Source organism: Bordetella genomosp. 9 (assembly GCF_002261425.1).
Lineage (GTDB): Bacteria > Pseudomonadota > Gammaproteobacteria > Burkholderiales > Burkholderiaceae_B > Bordetella_C.
Window position 1 is genome coordinate 2,759,686 of the sequence record NZ_NEVJ01000003.1, and the last position, 20,296, is coordinate 2,779,981.

Consider the following 20,296-nt stretch of genomic DNA (forward strand, 5'->3'; position numbering starts at 1 on the left):
TCCAGGGACACGTACCCACCGTATCCAGATTTCGCAATTTTGAGGTCAATTTCCTGGTCCGTCAAGCAGCAGCATGCATCCCCACGATTCTGGCCTCTTGCAATTCCGCCTCGATCTCGGCAAATGCCAGCTGCTCGACGCCTTCCTTGGGCGCCTCGCCGTTCCTCCCCAGGCTCTCACCGCGAAACCACGCTTTTAGCTTGGCATGATGGCTGGAGGCTGTGTTTTCCGCGATGCCGGCGGTATTGGCGATGTCCGCCAGCTGCAGCTTGTGGCCGAGCAGTTTGCGCAGCACAAGGAGCGTGAGATGCCGGTTGATGCTGCAGCCCTTGAGCGCCTCTCGCTCGCCATACTCCGCCAGCAAGCGGATGCCGGCCTGCCATTCGAAATTCGGCAACTTGCCCCTGCAACACGGCCGACCGCAGGCGCAATCGATCTGGGCCGGTGCGAACCGGGACACCAGGACGGCCTGATGCAGCGGCGTCAGCTTGGCCACGCGACGGCGGATCATCGCTGCCTGACCGGCGCCGTCCATGCCCTTGAGGCCTTTCCCTTCGCGTGCGGGCCCATCCGCCAGCCGATTCACCAAGGGTCGATCGTACTGCTGCATGGTGAAGCTGAAGGCGAAAGCCAGCGCCTGGCTGGCAGATTCGAATGGTGCGGCATTCATAGGCTTTTCCTTCGTCATGGCATTGTGGCCAGGGTTGCGTCACGCGCCAGCAAGGCGGGGCGAAGCCTGGCTGCTACCGCATCACATTCTTCCTGCGTGCCGATGTGGAGCGGGATATAGTCGGTTCGGCGATCGCGCGCGAAGGACTCCAGGTTTTTTTTGACCGCGGTGCGCAGCGGCTCTACGTGGAAAAAGCCTTGCCGCTGGCTCCATTCCAACGTCCAAAGTTCGTCAGTCGGTTCCATTGTTGCCTCCGGATTGAAACGAATACACGGGCGCCAGCGTGGCGCCGTCAAAGTTCTGATAACGGCCAGTGACTTGGTCGTAGCGCAGCTCTGCCATGCCGACGCGGCCAAGGAATTTTTTGCGAATCTTCTGGACGTGAATCTGGACCGGCTTGTCGCGATCCAGCTGGTCCCGATGCACCGTGATGCAGTTGTCCGCCTTGTTGCGCCAGTGAGCCGATCCCGCGACGTCATAGGGCGTTGGCACGGGATATTTTCCGGTGCTGTTGTCCTTTTGGAGCTTCGTGGGATGTGCCACCACCCAGGTATGCACGCCGTGCTGACGCGAGAATCGGCGGATGCGAGAGATCGCCACAGAGATGTAATCGGTTTCCGACGCGGCACCAGCGCGTTCATGAACGATCTCGTTCCAGGGATCCAGGATAAGCCCACGAATGCCGCGGTGAGTGACCAGCTCGGCGGCGCGATCGAGCAGCGCGCCAAGCGTCGGTTCCTCCGGGATCAGGTGCGTGAAATGGTCGTCCAGGAAGTCCATCGCCTCTTCGACCTCAACAACGGACATGCGCTCCGTCTGTCCCTGATCGAACGGCTTGCCAATCACCTTTTCGGCCATTTTCTCCAGGTGGTAGTCCACTGGGTCGTTTTCGGGCGAGTACACGGCAAAGTTCCAGCCCTCGCCGCGCGCCAGGTTTATGGCCAGCGCGTCCAGCCATTCCGACTTGCCAGAGCCGGGGATCCCCGTTACCAGCGTCCAGTCGCCGGGCAGGATTTTGTACAGCGGGTCCAGCGCGGTCCAGCCAGTGGAAAAGCCCTTGGGAATTTCGCCCGCATAGCGGCGCCACACTTGACCGCGGTAGTCACGCGCGCGGGATGTGCCATCGACCGGTACCGGCCGCGCATCGATCACACGCCTTTGCAACTCATCCGGGCCAAGCTTCACCAGCACATCGTTCGCGTCCTTGCAGCCTTCTGGCCAGTCGACGATGAGGCATTTCGACGGCCCAAGCCGGCGGATCAGTTCTTCCTGGAGGCGCCGGCCGGGCGGGTCATTGTCGACCGCGATGATGTGTTGATTGACGGCCGCCAGCTCCGGGCAGTCCATGAAATCGAACTTGTTAGCGTAATTCTTCGCCTCCGGCGCCGGCGCACCATCGGGCACAGAAACGCAGTTCTGATAGCCGGCTTCCTCCATCGACAGCTTGTCCATTTCGCCCTCGACCCAAATCAGGACGCTGGTGATGTCGTCCAGGCCGTACAGCACGCGCTCCGCGCCGGCAGCCATGCGGAATAGCTTGTCCGGCGTGCGGTACTTGACGTTCACACACTCGCCGCCACGAAGGAACGGGAACGTGATGCAGGAACGCTCCGCCTCCACCTGCGGGAACCATTCCTTCCCGACGCCGATCCGATTGCGCTGTAACGTGGCCTGGCTGATGCCACGTTGCGCGAAGAAATCGACGACGGACTGGGGCAAGTCGGTACGGTTTGTGACGTAGGCCGGCCGCTTGTAGGTCTTCTTGAAATCGGCGCGGCTTTCGACGCCATTGCCAAGGGACCCAGACCAATCGCAGTGCCAGCAATGCCAAACGCCTTTCTCGGTGTTGACGTTCAAGCACGGATAGTTTTTCTTCTTCCGATGCGGGGAGCACTGCGGACAGATTACCTTGACCTCGACACCGCTCTTGGTGCCGACGTCGATACCGAAATCCCGGAAAGTCTTGGGCGCCATCACCATACGACCTCTGGCCTGCCGTCAGCGCCGTAGATCCGGCCATCCTGCCGATATCGCCCTTCTCCCAAGTCCTGGCGCCCGTCAGCCGCAGCAGGATTTTGGCCATCGTTGGCGATGAATCGGTCGATTTGGTCGGCCGACCGCAGGATCAACTCGATCCCGTTGTACTTCTGGTGCCGATCGTTCTTGCCCATGTTGTGCGGGGTCTTGCTGCAGCCGCTGATCGCGCGGCGCAGGTCGTCGACGCTGTAACCAGCCTTCAGCGCCGCCTTGATCGCTTTGACCCGTTTCGCATCGAGTTGAGACCGGGGCGACTGCATGACATCGCGCCAGTGGTCGAACACCCGTCGCACGTCGGATGGCGGTTTTTCGGGCGGCGTTTCGCTCGCCAGGTCGACGGAAGTCGACAAGGTGTTTTCTTTCTTTTGTAGAGTTTCCTTTTGTGGTTCCCGATTCGGTAACCCCAGCATTACCGATTCGGTAACCGTTCCCGAATCGGTAACCCCCATTACCGAGTCGGTAACCCCACCAGCGGTTACCAGATCGGTAACCCCCGTTCCCATTTCGGTAACCCCAGACAGGGGTTCCCGATTCGGTAACCCCTCAGTTGCCAAATCGGTCTTCGCGCCTCCCGATGCAATCCCCTTGGATTGGTCCTGCAGGCGCCATTGCGAATAACGCTTGTTGATCGACAGGGTGAAGCCGAACGTACCCGCGACGCGCGTCAGCACCTTTGCGGCAACCAAGCCGGCCACGGTGGTGCTTGCGTGGGATTTTGCAATGCCGGTCTGCTTTTCGAGCTGGCTCAAACTGATGTCGTCTGTCTTCTTACCGTACCCGTAAGTCTTGCGGGCGACGGCCATGACGACTGCCCACTGACGGGCATTCAGGCCGGCGCGGCACATGGCATCCAAGAGCTCGTTCGAGATCCTGGTATAGCCGTCTTCCACCTGCGGATCGCCCTGCATTCCCGACCTCAGAACGGTACGCGCGGGTCGTTTGGCACCCAAACCACCCTCAGACGGCCGAGACTGGACGGAAGCGCTTTGCGAGCGGCCAGGGCGACGTCGTGCGCATACGGTGCAGGCAATTCGGCGCTGTAGGGCCCGTCCCCGATCACCTGGGAAAAGGACGCGTCAAGCCGAACCGTGGGCTCGAAGAAGGAAGCCAGTTCGATATCGGCTCCGGGGAAGCTGGAGCCGTCCAAGCAGCGTGTGATGATGCGAGGCGGATTGCCTTCCTGCAACTGGCGGACCAAAGCCTCGTATTCGGTGCCCTGGTGGCTGAACGTCAACAGCGGCACAATGAGCCGGGGTTCCATAAGGATTCCTCCTATCTCCACGGACGAAGGCACGACGGCGGGGCGGGTGGAGGAGTCCGCCTTTTCGGTAGCTAACCTAGCCGGGTGCACAAGCTGGCTGGCGATCAGAGATCGCGCAGCCTGAAAACTATGAACAGGGCCGACACGAGCGCAGCCGGCACCGAGCCGCTTGCATACAGGCTCATCACCCAGCCCTTGATGGCAGTGCGCAGAGACCTCATGCCCAGGCTCCCTCGGTTTGGATCGAAGTGGGCGCGCGCGCCTTGGCCGCGCCGCCGCAGAACCGCTTATGCAGAGCCACCAGCTTGACGCCGCGGTCGTGGGAAATGGTGCTTTTCCCGTCGGCCTTGAGATGCTGGCTGACGGCCCCTTGGGAGCAGCCGATGTGCTGGGCGATCATCATTTGGGTCAGCCCCTGCTCCATTAGCTCGCGAATGAGTTTGGCCGTATTCATGGCAGGAGTATCAGCCAGCTACTATAAGTGGTCAAATTGAATATATAAGTCTGCTAATATTGACGGATACGCAACTACCCAATCCGGTCATGAAACTTGGCGAACGCTTGAAACAGAGGCGCATCTATTTGGGCGTAACGCAGCAGGCGCTGGCGAAAAGAGCCGGCGTCAGCCAATCCCTTATCGCTGGGCTGGAGAACGGGGTGTATGACGCGTCCAAGCACCTAATCCGAGTAGCGGAAGCGCTCGGTGTGGATGCCGGATGGCTGCAGACTGGTGAGGGGCCGATTCCCAATGGTTTCCCCAAGCCTGTGGTTTCCGACAGCGTCGGTCAATCGGACGATGACGCTTCGGTAGAGATCGTAAAGATTCCGTACTGGGAGGCTAGCGGCTCATGCGGAGGTGGCTTCCGCAGCGACATCCAGCGACGTGATAAGTATTTGGTCAAGGAGGCGGGCTTTTTCACGCGCTACAACGTCAAACCCGAGAACGCCATAGCGGTCTACGCTGACGGGGACTCGATGGAAAATTTCATAATCGATGGCGACACTGCCGTGTTTGACCTCTCCAAGCGCGACCCGAAAAGCGGCAAGATATTCCTGATCGACCATCCGGATGGCCTTCGAATCAAGCAGCTTCGTCGAGACATTGACGGTTCTTGGGTGTTGGGCAGCTTGAGCCCGGACAAACAGCGATTTCCCGATGAGCGGGTTCCGCCAGACCAGGCGGCTCGGCTGAAGATCCACGGCCAGTTTGTCTACCGCCAGGGTGGCTGACACCGGCCAGCGTCGTGAGCAAACTCCACAACCTCCGGACCTGGTACACATTGGGCGACGCCGCCCGGCGCCTCGCGCACCGGCTGGGCGAACCAGTCACAGTTGAGGAACTGCTCTGTATCGTGGGCGAGAGCAGCGTCCCGCTGCATTTCCGCGCGGCGGGCGGGGTCGCGCCAGCTCGTCAGGTCATCAGGGCATGCGCCTGGCCATCAATCGCGATCGCTCGCGAATTGCAGCACCATTTCTTCGCAGTGGGGGAGCGCGTGGAGTACCTTCGGGGTGTGCTACTGGTCGATTTTGTAGCGGTCGCGACGCCAGCGCATCTAATGGGGCTTTCTCCGCGTGTCGGCCAAGACGGCTTCGTCTATAGCGGTGCGGCATGCAGCATGGAAGGGAAAACCGAGATATGTCCATGCGTCATCGTTGAGGACGCGGACGGGGTTTTATATCAAGTGATGGGTGCATCACGTGATGCCGAAGATCTGCTTCCCTTGAGCATTCGTGCGGATGGACCGGAGCTATTGCTCATCGCTGAAGAACTGCAACGACTGGAAGACCGAGCATTGACGCAGGCAGCGGGGAATGCGGCGCGTCCTAATGGCAGCGAAGTGGCAGCCGCCATGCTGGAAAGGCGGCATCTCGAACAGACTGCCGAGCTCGAGAGCGGGTCACCAACAAGACCCGTATCGCGCCAGGAGTTCCAAGAAGCCCAAATATTGTCGGTACTACGCCAGCTCGGCTATGACCCCATGGCCCTACCGCCGCCATCGCCGCGCTCTCCTGGCGCCAAAGCCGCCGCCCGTGAACTCATGGGCAACCAGTTCAGCCGAAAGGTGTTCGACTTCGCCTGGGAGCGGTTACGCAAAGACGGGCGCATCGGGAACAGGGAGGGGGTGTCCCTGGAGGGTCCCCAAAACTGAGGGAATAAGGGAGTCTTGCGAGGGTCACCCCATGTTGGGCGACACTGATGGCATGAGCAGACTTATCAAGGCCCGAGGGAAAACCCCGTGTTGTTGCGCGTGTAAAAAATCAGCCATCTGGTTGACGACAAATATAAGCGCGCTGATAATTGTTCATCCGTTAAGCGGATAAAGCAAAGCCCCGGTTAGCGGCCGGGGCTTCACAGGGAGAACAGCGGTTAGCGGCCGCTGCACTCAATCCAAGGCAACTGGGAGAGAAACCATGCCTCAGAAGGATATCCAGGTCGAACCTGGAGGTATTGCTGCGCGTAAAGTAACCAATCCCCCCGTCAGTGTCAACGACATCGCCCTGCTCGCCCAAAACGAGCTGTTGGTCTGGGTGGATGCAGGCGCCCGCGATTTAGCCGATCTGCATCGGCTGCTTGAGGTAATTCGGGCGCTTACGGAAAAGGTCGATCCGACGCGGCTCTGGGTCACTGTGGACCAGATACGAGCTCTGGCCCGGCTGGGCTCGTTCGTAGCCGAAGACGCCGCAAACAGCATGGACTGCTGCCAGGAGCGGTTCCGCGAGCAGATCAAGGCCTGGGGGATCCAAGAATGAAGTCGCCCCCCGTGATCACGACCCTCACTGACACGGCCTATTACCTTGGCTGCGGAGAAGATACCGCTCCGGAGTGTTCCGGTGCGTTCGCCATCAACCCGACGGCGAGCCTGGAAATGCTGTTGTCGGCATCCACTGCGCGCGCCAACCGGGTTCGGTCTCTCCTTGTCCCCTATGCCTTCGGGTGCGCGGGCGCACTCGATTCGGTATCGCCCGACGATCTCCGCGAACTCTTCACCACGCTGGTCGACATGCAGGGCGAAGTCGTCCAACTGCTGGAGTACGTCACGGCGGTTGTCAGCAATTCGTCGGAGGCCTGCCATGACTAAGGCCGATGAATCGAACAGCGACTTCAGGTTCCGCACTGGAACCCAAGAAGTGACAGTGACGCTGCGTCCCCAGGACAGGGGCGTTGTCGTATTTCGAGATTTCGACGGGAACATCACCACGCAGCCGGCGGAGATCGGAGACTCCGTCCTGAACATCAAACGCGACTTGATCCCGCACATCACGGATCAGCCGATGCCGACGGCGTGGCTGACAGAACTGCGGGACTACCTGACCGAACGCATAGACGCGCGGCGCGAAGCGCAAGTCAATGGTTACCTTATTCAGGCGACGGCTGATGGACGGGGATTTGAACGCGTCAATGTCCGCCGCGTTGAAGCGGAAGACGTCGACGACACCTCCAGCGCGCCACGCAGTATCAGAAGCGCCGGCCACGCTGCCGCCGAAGCTTGGTATTCGCGATTTCGGGAGCGCGGCGAGCAGGCCGAAGGGTACTTCTTCCCGTCAGAGCTGCGCGAGGCCTTTAGCGCATTGCCGGCGCCAGAGCGTGGGCATTTTCTCGATGGCATCGGCGCCCTCATGGTGCTATGGCTGGTAAGCGGCGTGCCCAATCCTGGCCGCATCGATACGGCTGAGGAGATCCGGCTGCAAGCGCTGTCCCCGGCCGAACAGGACGCCGACTGTGCGGAGGACGAAGCATGAAAAACGTCCTTCGCCATCCGGCCGCAGATGCTGAGCCGGTCAAGAATCCGCCCCGGCGTGGCCGACTTCCGAACAACGTGACTCGCCTACCGTTGCCGGCAGGTTCGGCGCAGCCGCGCGCTTCCATTCCGGCCGCGAACGGCATTGCCATCATCCGAGCCGGCTCCAAGCCAGATGTCATGGTATTCAGCCCAAAGCAGGCACTTGATTTGTCGATGAACCTCATGCGCGCTCAAGTCGAATGCTGGCGCTACATGCTGGAGGAGTTTCCGGATATGTTCGACGATGGAGCCTCACGATGAGCCTCATTGAACAGCAACTCCGGATGCGGCTCCACATCGTCAAGCGCTCGCGCGACATCGAGCGGGCATTGCACATTCGACACTTCGCCGACCTGACAGAAACCAGGGCGCAGCTTCACAGTACTATGGCCGATCTGCAGCGATGCAGAACAGAGTCGGCGCGCCTCATGGCTGCGATCGCCACGATCATCAAGGGCTTGGAAGAAGGCCTGCCGCCCGAAGATGTCTGGCGGGCGGCGCGAACGTCGATCGGTCTGACGGCGGGGAGGTTTCCATGTCGCTAGCGCATAGGGTACTTGCAGTGCTGGTCAATGCGGAAACGCCGCTGGGCCCGATCGCGATCATGGACAAGAGTGGCGTCGACCGCAACTCTGTAGGCAACACACTGACCCGGCTGGTGAAGGATGGGCGTATCACAAAACATGCCCATGGCCTCTACTCCATGACGGAGGCTCAGCGCTCGAAATTCGACTACCTGCGCGCCCCGGCTCACCCTCCAACTGGGACGTTCGGTAAGGGCATCGCCGCGGCAGACTTATCGCGCCGACTCCATTTTCTCACCGGGGTCAGTCACCGCCCTGCGTTCGAAGGCAATGCTTTGCTCGGCGAGATCATCAACGATTACCGCCAGGCGCTTGATCGCGGCACCGGCCAGGAGGACGCAGAATGACCACCGTCCCCGTCATCGCTCAACGCAGCCGCGCTCTCCTGATTCAAGCGATGGAGCGCCGCTGGCCAGGTTGTGGGGCCCATACCAAGCACAACCAGAACACCAAGCGCGACGACGTAGTTTGGAGCCATCTCCTAGCGTCTCCGGTGCAAGCGGACATCCGCTCGTATGTCGCTGGTTGGGAAGCTGGAATAGATGCGGTCACGCGATTTGTCGCTGATGCCGTGCCATTCAAAGACGCCCCGGCCTCAACGGACAGAAAACGTCCCTCTGACGACCGAGCTCCCGTCTCATCCCGACAGCGCCAGGAGGTCGCAAGAGCCAAGCTTGAATCATTGTTCGCCGGCGGTGAGGCTGCTGAATTATGAACATGCGCTATGATTTGGCTGTCACCGGACCAACGGTGAACGGGCGTGGAAACCCGGAATTACGAGGCGCACAGTGGCCGCGCCGGATTTTGTCGCGGCCTTTTTGTGCCCATCGCCTTTGCGCGTCTACGGCGGCGCCGGGCGGGGCCAGCTTCGGCTGGGCCGGTTTCTCGTATCCGGTTTTCCACCCCCGTTCGTGCGCCGCCACCCTCCTTTATCCGACATCGCGGAGAGGCGTCACATGGTCCGATTCGTGACGATCTCCAAGGCTGCCGAGCTCACCGGCTATTCCGAGGACGCTATCCGTACCAAGATCCGCGATGGGATCTGGCGGGATGGCGAGGAATGGCGGAAAGCCCCTGACGGCCGCATCGTGATCAACATGGACGGGTACGACAAATGGGTAGAGATGGGAGGGGCGTTAAAGCCGCCTCGGAAAGCAGCATCGAGATCACGTTCCAATACCAGGGGCAACGCTGCCGGGAGCGCATCCCCCTCAAGCCCACCCCCGCTAACCTGAAGCGCGCAGAGCAGCACCGCGCGGCGATCCTGGAAGCGATCATCCGCGGTGCCTTCGACTATGCCGCCACGTTCCCGAACAGCCCGAACGCGCGTAAATTCGCCGCGCTGCCAGGCCAGGTCGAGACGGTCGAAGACTACCTTGAAGGCTGGCTGAAGCGTAAACAGAAGCACCTGAAAAAATCGACCTGGGACGGGTATCGCAAGGTGGTCGACAACCTGCTGATCCCACAATTCGGGCGCACGATGCTGGCCAGCTGGAAGCGCAAGGATTTCCGCGCATGGTTCGACGGCATGGAAGTCACAAACAAGCGCTTTGCCAACATCCTGAGCGTTGCGCGCGCCGCGCTCACCGATGCGGTGCAGGACGAGTTGATCGACACCAACCCGCTGTACGGCTGGAGCTACGCGCGGCCGGATGCGCCCAAGGCCGACGACGATATCGATCCGTTCTCGCAGGATGAACAGCGGGCCATCCTGCGCGTCTGCGAACCCATGATGGCCAACCAGGTGCAATTCGCCTTCTGGACCGGCCTGCGCACCAGCGAGTTGATCGCCCTAGACTGGAATGACGTCGACCTGCAGCGTGGCGTGATTCTCGTCCGTAAGGCCATGACGACCGCCGGCAAGGGCGAAGCGGAAGACACGAAGACGCGCGCCGGCCGGCGGGAAGTGAAATTGCTCGGCCCATCTCTGGCAGCCCTGGAGGCGCAGCGCGCGCACACGCAGCTGGCAGGCGATCCGATATTCATCCACCCACGGGCGCGCGAGCGCTGGACCGGCGATCAGCAGATCCGGGACGAATGGCTGCGGCTACTGAAGGTGGCCAAGGTCCGCTACCGGCGCCCTTACCAGACGCGCCACACCTATGCCAGCATGATGCTATCGGCGGGCGAGCACCCGATGTGGGTTGCGAAGCAGATGGGGCACGGGGACTGGACGATGATCGCCCGCATTTATGGTCGTTGGATGCCGTCGGCAGATGTCGAGGCGGGCAGCAAGGCGGAGGCGAAGTTCAGCCCAATTGCGCCTGAGAACAAGGATGTTCGCAAGACGGGCTGATTGCCACCAACGAGCAAGTCTCTGAATGAAAAAGCCGCCCGGAGGCGACTTTATTTATCCAGACACGATCTTCCGTATTTCTCTGTTGATAAGGCGAGAAAGATCAACGCCTCTGACCGCCCGCGACAAAAGCTCTTCCGAAAATGGGACATGCGGCACCCAAGTCCCCGCGTCCACCATTTGCGTAGCATGTCTCACAGGCTCGACTCGAGCATAGCGATATGCCATATAGCTCGTGTGCCCAGCGAATGTATGCTCGTCCTTTTGCACAATGCATGCAGGATCATGATGGATACCTTCATGCAAGGTGGTCATACCAACTAGCACGAGCTGATCCAACGTCCCATAGCTTGGAATTCCGCCGGGGCCCCAGATTATTACGTGAAGATGCGATTGGCCGGTATTGGGACCGGATGGGATCAACAGGGTATCGCCTATCTTGGGCGTCCACCCGCTCGTGGCCATTACGCAAATGCCTTGCTGATTTCGTGTTGTTGGTGCAAGTGAGCCAGCATGTGATTAATTTGCTGGTCCGAATAGCCTAGCGCACGGAATAACCGGTCATAGGTGATAGGCTTGCTAGATCCGTGCGGGTCTTCCCACTCTGGCAGCTCATCGTGAGTGTACTTCACGAGTGCCCACCGATCCCAGGAACCGAAGCGGTCCCAGACGGCGGAGAGTACTTCCAAATCACTATCACTGAGCGCAAGCAGATCATCTTCCGGCGACTTTAGTGCAGAGGGGTCACGGAGAGACACCTTATGCTCCGCCCGGTCAGAAATCCAAGAGTCCCAGCCGCCTGGCTCAGAACGCATCGCACCATTCATATGGTTATAGATGCGAGATAGCACCGGCCCGTGCTCCATTGAGACAAGCCGGTCGCCAGTCAATGGTTCGCCATATCGCTCGAAGGATAGCCTCTCTGCCAAATAGATCAGCTTCAGCAGCTTAATGAGGTGCATCGATCCGCCTGCTCTAAAGAGCAAATACGAGGCAGCTTGCGCAGCGCGACGTTCGTCGAACATTTCAAGCATCCGGTAGTTTGGCGGGGTCATTCGAAAAAATCGGGCGGCAACGCCTGTGACAGACGGGTCGTCTACCACAAAAATACGTTGTTGTCCGCAATGTCAATAAGCGCTTGAACTATAGCTCATTGACTAAATTTGAGCACTTAAAATTTAGCTAAAGGTAACTTCTGGGACCGCAGCTCGCTAAAAATGAGACAACCTGCCAATGAATACGTTCCTGACCAGGAAAAGTCACCGTGCCCAACTTCTCGGCGAATCTGGTAGGCCTCAGCGGTTCTCCACCATCACCTTAACAGCCCTGTCAAGCTCTTCCCTCAGCAACGCCCGTAAGTCACCCGAGTCGCCGGCAGCCAGCGACGCCTGTAGCCGAGCGACAACCTCGGCCTTGGCAGACCGCCCGTTCTGGGCCACCGTCGATTGATTTTTGGCTGCGGATGCTGGGAGACTGGCTACTACAGCACTGCCCGGTCGTCCGGACCTCAACGGGCAGAGTTGTCATTTCGTTGTCATTCCGGTGCCAAAACAGCCCCAAAACACCCCAAATTAATGACAGCCAGAAAGACTTAAGTCTTTGATTTTATTGTGATTTATTGGCGGACAGAGGGGGATTCGAACCCCCGATACGCTTTTGACGTATACACGCTTTCCAGGCGTGCGCCTTCAACCGCTCGGCCACCTGTCCTGATCCGGTACTGCTTCGGGGCGCTGCGACAGCACGGGCACCCCTGATCTTGGTTGCCGTTTCGCAGAACTTCGGAAAACGGCAATCCGCGATTCTAGCAGACTCCCGGGCCGGCTGTCTTGCGGGCCGGGCGGCCCACGGCTGTAACCGAGGGCAGTCCCCGCCCCCTTCAGGGACGCGCAAACGCCACCGTCTCGCTGGATTCCACCTTGCAGAACCGCGCGATGCTGCCCATGGAGTTGGCATGCTCCTGCGCGCTATGCGCCGCGCAAAGATCCTCCAGCACGATCATTTCATAGTCCCGATCATGCCCATCGCGTACCGTGGCCTGCACGACCGCCTGCGTCGACACCCCCGAGCAATAGATGCGCTGGATGTTCTGCGCGCGGAGCTGCACTTCCAGCGTGGTCGAATAGAACGGACTGACGCGATGCTTCACGACCTGCACGTCGCCGACCCGCTGTTCCAGGTCGGGGTGGATCTCCGTCCCCCAGCCACCCAGCTTGAACAACCCAAGCTGCGGCGCCGCCGAGAACACCTGCGAGCCTTCCGGGCATTCCGGATAGCCTTCGGAAAAGCCGACCCGCACGAAACCCACGGCGATGCCGGCAGAGCGCGCCTTGGCGATGGCCTTGGCCGTCTTGGCGACGAGTTGCCGCCCCTGCACCTGCTCCGCCAACGGTCCCTTGCCATTCGGGCCATCCGCGTGGACCAGGTCGTTCTGCATGTCCAGAACCAGATAGATGGAAGTCGGCTGTCGCATGGCGCTGTCCTCAATTCAACGTAAACAAGCATCGACAGGATGCGGAAGGCCGGGTTCCTCTCACACACAAACACAGGCGTGAAATCAAAACGCAGGAAACAGAAACCAAGCGCCCGTCACGCGTCGGCGTCCGTCATCGCCAGATACGCTTCCACGCCCGCCAGCACCGTCTCGGTCTGCACGGCATGCGCGAAACGGAACGCATCGCCATACACCGTCTCGTCCGGGAATTCGGATATCAGTACCAGGGGCACATCCTCGCCCACCCCTTCGGTGCGTTGCACCGGAATCCCATGCATCACATCGACATTGCGTTGCAGCGCATGCGTTTCGAACATGCGGAGCTGGCGCGCGTTGTATTCGACCAGTCCCGGCACGCGTTCCGCCAGACGAGCCGTGACGTGGGAGAGCAGCGTATTCGCCTCGTCCAGCCAGCCGGGATGATGCCGCATGACCAGGAAAAAGCCCTTGGGCACCGTCCACAGCTCGAAGCTGCGCGGGAGATAGCCGGACAGGGGACGCGTCCACTCATGCGCGGGATAGCCGTGCAGATTGATATGCAACTCGGCCCCGCTGATCTCGTAAGCCTTGCGGCGCGCCTCACGCTCATACCAGGGCGCGCGCTCGCGATACGCCAGGTCATCGCCCAGCGCGGAATAGCGCGCCGCGTGCGACATATGGCGCGGGTTGTGCTGGCAGAGTTCGCGATGCAGCGCATAGCCATCGGGGTTTTCCGACGCGAACAGGACGAAATGCGCCCCCGGCTGGTCTTTCAGCACCCGCGCCGCGCGCAAGGCGCCGACCACGCCCGACGTCTCGTTGGCATGCTGGCCGCCCGAGATCACCACCGGCTTGTTCGCACCCTTGACGTAGGTACACAGCACCGGTCTGCCCTGCCGGGTGCGCGCCGCGTAGGGCTCCCCGCCGATCAGCGCCATCTCGTAGGCGATGCGCCCGAACGACAGCGCGCCATCCACCTGGTCCAGCGGCGCACCCGTGCCATCCGGCGTCGTCGCGGCCACCGCCGGGAACGGCTTCAGCTCGACCCGCACGCGGGCCGGTCCATCCACGCGCCGGACGTCCGGCACGATCTGGCCGGGCTGCAGGCCGCGATTGCCGAGCGGACGTCGGGAATGGCGCTGGAAGATCTCCAGCAGGCCGAAATACAGGTCTTCGTGCAGCGCCTCGACCGTGCTGATCACTTCGTCGTGATAATGCAGGTCGCACTCGATGGCCGGGATGTCGACCCGGATGTCCAGGCGTTCGAAGTACGGCTCCTTGTCGCCCCACGGATGTACGCGCACCGCCCCGACGATCTCGTCGAACACCTGCGCGAACTCCGTCGTCCGCGCCTCGTCGATCTCCACGCCGTCCGCCCGTCCCTCGACGCGCACCCAGCCGGTCGGCGACAGGTTCACCACGCCGGCGTGGTCCTCGGCGACGCGATTCGGCGCGAATACGCGCGCGGTTTCCGTGCGGCCATCGACATAGGTCAGCGTCACCTCATAGTGCAGGTCCGCATCGCCGGCCACGAATTCCAGGTCCGCATCGCCCAGCATGCCAGCCAGGGGATAAGCTTCCAGCGTGAAACGGCGCTGCACCGCCTCTTGCCGCACGGGGTAGCGCACCACCACGGCTTCCAGGCCATCGCGGTCCACTTCCTCCAGGAAGAAATGCACCAGCGGCTTGTAGGCGCTGCGAAACACCGCCGTCACGCCCGCGGCCGCCAGGCGGCGCTCCGCCGCGCGCCGGGCGGTTTCGTCTTCGAACAGCCAGGCCTGCACGCGCGCGCCGCGGTATTCCTCCGCCGAAAACTCGCGCACCCAGTCGTCCAGCGTGCGGTCGATCACCCTGTCCAGCAACACAGTCATGGCTTATACCTTTCCAGTCGGATCCAGGCGATCCCGCAGCCAATCGCCCAGCAGGTTCAGTCCCAGCACGGTCAGCATGATCGCCAGGCCGGGAAACACACTGACCCACCACGCGGTCTGCAGATACGTGCGCCCATCGGCCAGCATCCCGCCCCAGCTGGGGATCGTCGGGTCCACACCCAGGCCCAGGAAGGTCAGGCTGCTTTCCAGCAGGATGTTGGTGGCGACGTTCAGCGCCATCAGTATGATCAGGGGGCCCAGCAGGTTCGGCACGATGTGATGCCGCATCATGGCCACGTCGCGCACGCCGAAAGCCCGCGCGGCCTGCACGAACTCCCGCTCCCGCAAGGCGAGCACCTGCCCGCGCACCAGGCGCGCGTACTGCACCCACTGCGAGATCACCATGAAGAAAATCACGTTGAAGAGCCCGCCACCCAGGATGGAGATAAAGGTGATCGCCACCAGGATGAAGGGCAGCGCCAGCTGCACGTCGGCGAAGCGCATCACGATCACGTCCCAGAACCCGCGGTAATAGCCGGCGATCAGGCCCATGACGGTGCCGAGCAGCGCGCCGAAGATCACCGAGACGAAGCCGGCGGTCAGGGAGATCTGCCCGCCCACCACCACGCGCGCCAGCACATCCCGGCCCAGCGGATCGGTGCCCAGCACGTGCGCCAGGCTCTGGAACGGCGGCGTCAGGCGCGCGGCCAGGTCCATGGCCTCGCCGCCGTCGGGAAACAGCCAGCCGGACAGCAGCACCGCCAGCACCACCGCCGCGGTCAGCACCACGCCCATCACGAATTCCAGCGAGCGGAAGCGGTTGCGCGAGCGGCGCTTGCCCGCGCCTTCGGTCAGCGTCGTTTGCATAGGTTCAACGGATGCGTATGCGCGGATCGACGATGCCGTAGGCGATGTCGACCAGCAGGTTGACGATGATGATGACCAGCGCCAGCACGGTCACCGCGCCTTGCAGCACCGGATAGTCGCGGGCCGCGATGGCGTCGAAGGCCAGTGTGCCCATGCCCGGCCAGTTGAAGACTTTCTCGATCACGACGATGCCGCCGATCAGCCCGCCGAACTGCAGGCCGATATAGGTGATCAAGGGAATCGAGCAATTGCGCAGCGCGTGCTTGTACAGCACCACGCGTTCGCGCAGGCCCTTGCTGCGCGCCACCATGACGTATTGCGCCGACAACGTTTCCAGCATGGTCGTGCGCACCAGCCGCACGTTGGTCGCGCTCAAGATCACGCCCATGGTCAGGGCCGGCATGATCAGGCTGAGCGGGCCATCCCACCCCGATGGCGGCAGCAGCGGGAAGGTGATGGACAGCAGCAGCACCAGCATCAATGCCAGCCAGAAGTTCGGAAAGGACAGGCCCACCAGCGACAGTATGCGTATCGCCTGGTCCGCCGCCTTGCCCTTGTGCACGGCGGCGTGCACGCCGAGCGGGATGGAAACCACCAGGGACAGCGCCAGCGACACGAAGGCCAGCAGCAGCGTGGCCGGCAAGGCGTCGCCGATCAGATGCCCCACCGACGTCCCGCCCATGAAGCTGCGCCCGAAGTCGCCGGTCACGATGCCATGCATATACGACAGGTATTGCACGTAGAACGGCCGGTTCAGGCCCAGGGCCTGGCGGATGTTCTGCAGGTCCTGCTCGGTGACGCTACCCGCGCCCTGGCTGAGCATGATGGCGGGGTCGCCGGTCATGCGCACGGCCCAGGACACGAGCAGCGTGACCGCGACGATCACGAAGACCGCCTGCAGGACGCGCTTGATCAGAAAGCCGATCATCGCTTCAATCGACGCTGGCGTCGACAAAACGGAAGCGGATATCGCCAGGCACCGTCAGGTTCTTCACGCGCTTGTTGACGCCCACCACCGTATCCAGCGCGTACAGCGGCATTTCCAGCGCGTTGTCCGCCACATAGGCCGCGATCTCGCGCAACGTCTTCTGCCGCTCATCCACCTTGTAGGTATTGCGCTGCGCTTCCAGCATCGCGTCCAGCTTGGCGTCCTTGTCGTAGGGATTCCATTTCTGGCCGGAGTGGTACATCAGGTAGGCGGTGTTGTCGTAGTCGTACGTCCAGCCGCCCCAGTACATCTGCCACATCTCGCCGGTCTTGCCCTGCGGGATGATGTCGTTGATCAGCACCGGCGTTTCGTAGGGCTTGATGGTGGTCTTGATGCCCACGCCCTGCAGATAGCCGGCGATCGCCTGCGCCACTTCGCGGAACTGCGAGTCGCTGCCGCGGATATCCAGCTGGATCGCCGCGCCCGGCTTGACGCCGGCCTTGGCCAGCAGCTTCTTGGCTTCCGCCGGGCTGAAGGGCAGCGGCTTGAGCGCCGGATCGTAGCCGAACGACAGATCGCCCTGGAAACTGGCGATGGGCTTGGCGTAGCCCAGCAGCAGCTGCTTGATGATGGCGTCGCGGTCGACCGCCATGATCAGCGCGCGCCGCACGTCGCGATCCTTGGTGATGCCGCGCGACGTGTCGTAGCGCGCCACGACCGTGCCGGGGCCGCTGGTGCTGACGACGGTGGCGTTGCTGGACTTCTTGATGGTGTCGACCAGGCCCAGCGGAACCGCGGTGGCGATGTCCACGCGGCCGGCCTGCAGCTCGGCCACCTGCGTGGCCGGCTCGGCGATGAAGCGGTACACCACCTGGTCCAGCTTGGGCTTGCCGCCCCAGTACTCGTCGTTGCGCGCCAGCGTCAGGCTGATCTTGGGCTTGTACTCGACGAACTTGAACGGCCCCGTGCCCACCGGATGCTCATTGAAATAGGCGTCGCCTTTTTCCTGGATGTACTTGGGCGGCACGATCATGCCGCCATAGCCGGCGAGCTTGGTCAGGATGACGGGGTCGGGCCGCTTCATCATGAAATCGACCGTGTGCGCATCCACCACTACCACCTTGTCGATGGAGTTGTAGTTGGATTGCTGCGGGCCCTTGGCGCCTTCCGCGCCCAGCAGGCGGTCGAAGGTGAACTTGACCGCGTTCGCGTCGAATGGCTCGCCGTCGTGGAACTTGACGTTCTCGCGCAGCTTGAAGCGGATGCGCGTGTCGTTGTCCAGGAATTCCCAGCTGGTGGCCAGCCCCGGCTGCAGCTTCATGTCCGCGCCGCGCATCGTCAGGCCGTCGAACAGATTGCTGCCCACCGAGCCCCACCAGGTCACGAAGGTGTCGATGGGATCCCAGCTGCCGGCGTCCTGCGTGATGGCGACGTTCAGCGTGCCGGCGGCATGCGCCGGTGCGGTGGCGGCCAGCGCGCCGCCGATGGCGAGCGCCGCGCCCAGCGCGCGGGCGGTCTTGGTGAAGGTAAACATGAGCGCCTCCAGGGACGTTGGGTTCGTCGATGACGATAAGGAAAAATGTGCGCGCGCCATGGTCGTCAGGCCGCCTGGGCCACCAGGTGCCCCGGCGCGATTTCGATCAAGGGCACGATCGGCGGCGCGTCGCCGACGCGGCGCACCGGACTGGGGATTTCTCCCGCGATCAGCGTGGTATCGATGTGCCGCCCCGGCTCGGCCACGGGCACCGCCGCGAGCAGCTTGCGCGTGTAGGGGTGGCGCGGCGTTTCGAAAATGTCGCGCCGCCGGCCCATCTCGACGATCTGGCCCAGGTACATGACGGCGACGCGGTGGCTGACCTTTTCCACCACCGCCATGTCATGCGTGATGAACAGGTAGGACAGCCGGCGATCCTTCTGCAGGTCCATCAGCAGGTTCAGGATCTGCGCCTGTATCGACACGTCGAGCGCGGACACGGATTCGTCGGCGATGATCAGGCTGGGATTGCTGGCCAGCGCCCGCGCGATGCAGACGCGCTGCCGCTGGCCGCCGGAAAACTCGTGCGGATAGCGGCGCGCGTGCTCGGGGCGCAGCCCGACCTGCTCCAGCAGCTCCGCCACGCGTGCGGCGATGGCTTTTTCACCCGTCAGCAGGCCGTGCGTGACGATGGGCTCGGCGATGCTGAACCCCACGGTCTTGCGCGGATCCAGCGACGCATAAGGATCCTGGAAGATGTACTGGATCTGCTGCCGCAGCCGCTGCCGCGCGGCGCCGTCCATGGCGAAGAGGTCGCGCCCTTCGTACAGCACCTGGCCGCTGGTGGGCTCGACCAGCTGCTGCAGCGTCTTGCCTATGGTCGACTTGCCGCTGCCCGACTCGCCCACCAGCGCCAGGGTCTCGCCGGGATAGATGTCGAAGCTGACGCCTTCCACCGCATGCACCCGGTGCGTGACGCGCCCCAGGAAGCCGCGCCCGACGTCGAAGCGGGTGGTCAGGTCCCGGACGCTCAGCAAGGGCTGGCTGTAGTCGGCCGTATCCTGCTCGTGGGTTGCCCCGACTTCGCGCAGGACGTCGCCGTCCAGCACGGTCTGCGGCGTGCGCAGGGGCAGGTCGCGGCCCGTCATGCTGCCCAGCCGCGGCACCGCGGCCAGCAGCGCGCGGGTATAGGGGTGTTCCGGCGCGCGGAAGATGCGCTCCACGGGCCCCTGCTCCACCTTGCGCCCGCGCAGCATGACGACGACGTCGTCGGCCATCTCGGCCACCACGCCCATGTCGTGCGTAATGAAGATCACGGCGGTGCCCAGGTCGCGCTGCAGCTCGCGGATGGTGTTCAGGATCTGCGCCTGGATGGTCACGTCCAGCGCCGTGGTCGGTTCGTCGGCGATCAGCAGGCGCGGACGGCATGACAAGGCCATCGCGATCATCACCCGCTGGCGCATTCCGCCGGAAAGCTGATGGGGATAACGGTCCAGCATCTGCGCCGCGTCGGGCAGCCGCACCTTTTGCAGCAAGGCCAGCGCCGCTTCCCGGGCGGCGCCGCGCGAGAGCCGTTGATGCAGGATGATGGCCTCGGTGATCTGGTCGCCGACCGTGAACACCGGGTTCAGCGAGGTCATCGGCTCCTGGAAGATCATCGCCACGTCGTTGCCGCGGATGGCGCGCATGTCGTCGTCGGACGCCCGCGTCAGGTCGACCTCGCGGCCCGCCTTGTCGCGCAGCAGGATGCTGCCGGCGACGATGCTGCCGCCGGTGTAGTCGGTGAGCCGCATGATCGCCATGGACGTCACCGACTTGCCGGAGCCCGATTCGCCGACGATGGCCAGCGTGCGGCCCGGGTGCACCTCGAAGTCAAGCTGGTCGACGGCGCGGAACGCGCCTTCTTCGGTGGAGAATTCCACCGACACCCCGCGCAGTGTAAGCAGCGGCGAATTCGTATCTGCGGGCGTAGGCAAGGAAAAGGGCCAAGCGTGAAGAAACCAGGATGTTAACGATTTATCGGTAAATCTTGAACAAGCCCGGGCGTCCGGGG

At 62.4% G+C, this 20,296-nt stretch carries 22 protein-coding genes and 1 tRNA gene; 9 read left to right on the forward strand and 14 right to left on the reverse strand.

Annotated elements, in window-relative coordinates; all coding sequences use genetic code 11:
• Positions 1-61 precede the first annotated feature (61 nt).
• From CAL26_RS23555 to CAL26_RS23580, 6 genes are all read right to left on the reverse strand, one after another.
• Entirely contained in the window at positions 62-670 is a 609-nt protein-coding gene (locus CAL26_RS23555) for a hypothetical protein (RefSeq protein WP_094849109.1), read from the reverse strand.
• Between the two features lie 14 nt (positions 671-684).
• Positions 685-915, reverse strand: coding sequence for a hypothetical protein (locus CAL26_RS23560; protein WP_094849110.1), 231 nt, complete (start codon positions 913-915; stop codon positions 685-687).
• Complete coding sequence (locus CAL26_RS23565) at positions 902-2,644, reverse strand: AAA family ATPase (protein ID WP_179283471.1); 1,743 nt, start codon at positions 2,642-2,644, stop codon at positions 902-904. The genes CAL26_RS23560 and CAL26_RS23565 overlap by 14 nt, the downstream gene beginning before the upstream one ends.
• Complete coding sequence (locus CAL26_RS23570) at positions 2,644-3,615, reverse strand: replication protein (protein WP_094849112.1); 972 nt, start codon at positions 3,613-3,615, stop codon at positions 2,644-2,646. Before CAL26_RS23570 ends, CAL26_RS23565 begins: the two co-directional genes overlap by 1 nt.
• An 8-nt stretch (positions 3,616-3,623) precedes the next feature.
• Positions 3,624-3,968, reverse strand: a complete 345-nt coding sequence (locus CAL26_RS23575) for a hypothetical protein (RefSeq protein WP_094849113.1) — start codon at positions 3,966-3,968, stop codon at positions 3,624-3,626.
• Between the two features lie 217 nt (positions 3,969-4,185).
• Positions 4,186-4,422: a hypothetical protein gene (locus CAL26_RS23580; protein ID WP_094849114.1), complete on the reverse strand. Its 237-nt coding sequence runs from the start codon at positions 4,420-4,422 to the stop codon at positions 4,186-4,188.
• Positions 4,423-4,511: 89 nt separating this feature from the next.
• On the opposite strand from CAL26_RS23580, the gene CAL26_RS23585 reads away from it, so the two are divergent.
• From CAL26_RS23585 to CAL26_RS23620, 9 genes are all read left to right on the forward strand, one after another.
• Positions 4,512-5,198 carry an XRE family transcriptional regulator gene (locus CAL26_RS23585; RefSeq protein WP_094849115.1) on the forward strand — a complete coding sequence of 229 codons (687 nt, stop codon included), beginning with the start codon at positions 4,512-4,514 and terminating at the stop codon, positions 5,196-5,198.
• A 14-nt stretch (positions 5,199-5,212) separates the two neighbouring features.
• Positions 5,213-6,118: a hypothetical protein gene (locus CAL26_RS23590; RefSeq protein WP_094849116.1), complete on the forward strand. Its 906-nt coding sequence runs from the start codon at positions 5,213-5,215 to the stop codon at positions 6,116-6,118.
• Positions 6,119-6,380: 262 nt separating this feature from the next.
• On the forward strand, positions 6,381-6,719 hold the full coding sequence (locus CAL26_RS23595; protein WP_094849117.1) for a hypothetical protein: 339 nt from the start codon (positions 6,381-6,383) through the stop codon (positions 6,717-6,719).
• A complete protein-coding gene (locus tag CAL26_RS23600) occupies positions 6,716-7,048 on the forward strand; it encodes a hypothetical protein (RefSeq protein ID WP_094849118.1) in 333 nt (110 codons plus the stop codon). The genes CAL26_RS23595 and CAL26_RS23600 overlap by 4 nt, the downstream gene beginning before the upstream one ends.
• On the forward strand, positions 7,041-7,709 hold the full coding sequence (locus CAL26_RS23605) for a hypothetical protein (protein WP_094849119.1): 669 nt from the start codon (positions 7,041-7,043) through the stop codon (positions 7,707-7,709). The genes CAL26_RS23600 and CAL26_RS23605 overlap by 8 nt, the downstream gene beginning before the upstream one ends.
• A complete protein-coding gene (locus CAL26_RS28195; RefSeq protein WP_143277491.1) occupies positions 7,706-8,011 on the forward strand; it encodes a hypothetical protein in 306 nt (101 codons plus the stop codon). Before CAL26_RS23605 ends, CAL26_RS28195 begins: the two co-directional genes overlap by 4 nt.
• The gene (locus tag CAL26_RS23610) at positions 8,008-8,295 is read left to right on the forward strand and encodes a hypothetical protein (RefSeq protein WP_094849120.1); all 288 of its coding nucleotides are present in this window, start codon (positions 8,008-8,010) and stop codon (positions 8,293-8,295) included. The genes CAL26_RS28195 and CAL26_RS23610 overlap by 4 nt, the downstream gene beginning before the upstream one ends.
• Positions 8,286-8,681 (forward strand): hypothetical protein, encoded by a 396-nt coding sequence (locus tag CAL26_RS23615; protein WP_094849121.1) that lies wholly within the window; start codon positions 8,286-8,288, stop codon positions 8,679-8,681. Before CAL26_RS23610 ends, CAL26_RS23615 begins: the two co-directional genes overlap by 10 nt.
• 767 nt (positions 8,682-9,448) lie before the next feature.
• The gene (locus tag CAL26_RS23620; protein ID WP_094849122.1) at positions 9,449-10,630 is read left to right on the forward strand and encodes an Arm DNA-binding domain-containing protein; all 1,182 of its coding nucleotides are present in this window, start codon (positions 9,449-9,451) and stop codon (positions 10,628-10,630) included.
• A 464-nt stretch (positions 10,631-11,094) separates the two neighbouring features.
• Here CAL26_RS23620 and CAL26_RS23625 read toward each other — a convergent pair whose 3' ends face one another.
• The 8 genes from CAL26_RS23625 to CAL26_RS23660 form a co-directional block, all read right to left on the reverse strand.
• Positions 11,095-11,655 carry a Panacea domain-containing protein gene (locus tag CAL26_RS23625; RefSeq protein ID WP_218831574.1) on the reverse strand — a complete coding sequence of 187 codons (561 nt, stop codon included), beginning with the start codon at positions 11,653-11,655 and terminating at the stop codon, positions 11,095-11,097.
• 594 nt (positions 11,656-12,249) lie between these two features.
• Positions 12,250-12,340, reverse strand: a tRNA-Ser gene (locus CAL26_RS23630).
• Between the two features lie 169 nt (positions 12,341-12,509).
• Positions 12,510-13,103: a cysteine hydrolase family protein gene (locus CAL26_RS23635; RefSeq protein WP_094849124.1), complete on the reverse strand. Its 594-nt coding sequence runs from the start codon at positions 13,101-13,103 to the stop codon at positions 12,510-12,512.
• A gap of 116 nt (positions 13,104-13,219) precedes the next feature.
• Complete coding sequence (locus CAL26_RS23640) at positions 13,220-14,974, reverse strand: peptidase M14 (protein ID WP_094849125.1); 1,755 nt, start codon at positions 14,972-14,974, stop codon at positions 13,220-13,222.
• Positions 14,975-14,977: 3 nt separating this feature from the next.
• Positions 14,978-15,841 (reverse strand): ABC transporter permease, encoded by an 864-nt coding sequence (locus tag CAL26_RS23645; RefSeq protein WP_094849126.1) that lies wholly within the window; start codon positions 15,839-15,841, stop codon positions 14,978-14,980.
• A 4-nt stretch (positions 15,842-15,845) separates the two neighbouring features.
• Complete coding sequence (locus tag CAL26_RS23650; protein ID WP_094849127.1) at positions 15,846-16,769, reverse strand: ABC transporter permease; 924 nt, start codon at positions 16,767-16,769, stop codon at positions 15,846-15,848.
• Positions 16,770-16,773: 4 nt separating this feature from the next.
• Positions 16,774-18,303 (reverse strand): ABC transporter substrate-binding protein, encoded by a 1,530-nt coding sequence (locus CAL26_RS23655; RefSeq protein ID WP_094849128.1) that lies wholly within the window; start codon positions 18,301-18,303, stop codon positions 16,774-16,776.
• Positions 18,304-18,368: 65 nt separating this feature from the next.
• Positions 18,369-20,219: an ABC transporter ATP-binding protein gene (locus CAL26_RS23660; RefSeq protein ID WP_306437104.1), complete on the reverse strand. Its 1,851-nt coding sequence runs from the start codon at positions 20,217-20,219 to the stop codon at positions 18,369-18,371.
• Positions 20,220-20,296 lie beyond the last annotated feature (77 nt).

What these genes read in the sequence shown, in the direction of transcription:
- CAL26_RS23610 (WP_094849120.1), top strand. Translation starts at nt 8,008, where the DNA reads ATGAGCCTCATTGAACAGCAACTCCGGATGCGGCTCCACATCGTCAAG.
- CAL26_RS23560 (WP_094849110.1), bottom strand. Translation starts at nt 915, where the DNA reads ATGGAACCGACTGACGAACTTTGGACGTTGGAATGGAGCCAGCGGCAA.
- CAL26_RS23650 (WP_094849127.1), bottom strand. Translation starts at nt 16,769, where the DNA reads ATGATCGGCTTTCTGATCAAGCGCGTCCTGCAGGCGGTCTTCGTGATC.
- CAL26_RS28195 (WP_143277491.1), top strand. Translation starts at nt 7,706, where the DNA reads ATGAAAAACGTCCTTCGCCATCCGGCCGCAGATGCTGAGCCGGTCAAG.
- CAL26_RS23605 (WP_094849119.1), top strand. Translation starts at nt 7,041, where the DNA reads ATGACTAAGGCCGATGAATCGAACAGCGACTTCAGGTTCCGCACTGGA.
- CAL26_RS23565 (WP_179283471.1), bottom strand. Translation starts at nt 2,644, where the DNA reads ATGGCGCCCAAGACTTTCCGGGATTTCGGTATCGACGTCGGCACCAAG.
- CAL26_RS23635 (WP_094849124.1), bottom strand. Translation starts at nt 13,103, where the DNA reads ATGCGACAGCCGACTTCCATCTATCTGGTTCTGGACATGCAGAACGAC.
- CAL26_RS23625 (WP_218831574.1), bottom strand. Translation starts at nt 11,655, where the DNA reads ATGTTCGACGAACGTCGCGCTGCGCAAGCTGCCTCGTATTTGCTCTTT.
- CAL26_RS23645 (WP_094849126.1), bottom strand. Translation starts at nt 15,841, where the DNA reads ATGCAAACGACGCTGACCGAAGGCGCGGGCAAGCGCCGCTCGCGCAAC.
- CAL26_RS23615 (WP_094849121.1), top strand. Translation starts at nt 8,286, where the DNA reads ATGTCGCTAGCGCATAGGGTACTTGCAGTGCTGGTCAATGCGGAAACG.
- CAL26_RS23575 (WP_094849113.1), bottom strand. Translation starts at nt 3,968, where the DNA reads ATGGAACCCCGGCTCATTGTGCCGCTGTTGACGTTCAGCCACCAGGGC.
- CAL26_RS23570 (WP_094849112.1), bottom strand. Translation starts at nt 3,615, where the DNA reads ATGCAGGGCGATCCGCAGGTGGAAGACGGCTATACCAGGATCTCGAAC.
- CAL26_RS23595 (WP_094849117.1), top strand. Translation starts at nt 6,381, where the DNA reads ATGCCTCAGAAGGATATCCAGGTCGAACCTGGAGGTATTGCTGCGCGT.
- CAL26_RS23585 (WP_094849115.1), top strand. Translation starts at nt 4,512, where the DNA reads ATGAAACTTGGCGAACGCTTGAAACAGAGGCGCATCTATTTGGGCGTA.
- CAL26_RS23620 (WP_094849122.1), top strand. Translation starts at nt 9,449, where the DNA reads ATGGGTAGAGATGGGAGGGGCGTTAAAGCCGCCTCGGAAAGCAGCATC.
- CAL26_RS23600 (WP_094849118.1), top strand. Translation starts at nt 6,716, where the DNA reads ATGAAGTCGCCCCCCGTGATCACGACCCTCACTGACACGGCCTATTAC.
- CAL26_RS23655 (WP_094849128.1), bottom strand. Translation starts at nt 18,303, where the DNA reads ATGTTTACCTTCACCAAGACCGCCCGCGCGCTGGGCGCGGCGCTCGCC.
- CAL26_RS23580 (WP_094849114.1), bottom strand. Translation starts at nt 4,422, where the DNA reads ATGAATACGGCCAAACTCATTCGCGAGCTAATGGAGCAGGGGCTGACC.
- CAL26_RS23640 (WP_094849125.1), bottom strand. Translation starts at nt 14,974, where the DNA reads ATGACTGTGTTGCTGGACAGGGTGATCGACCGCACGCTGGACGACTGG.
- CAL26_RS23555 (WP_094849109.1), bottom strand. Translation starts at nt 670, where the DNA reads ATGAATGCCGCACCATTCGAATCTGCCAGCCAGGCGCTGGCTTTCGCC.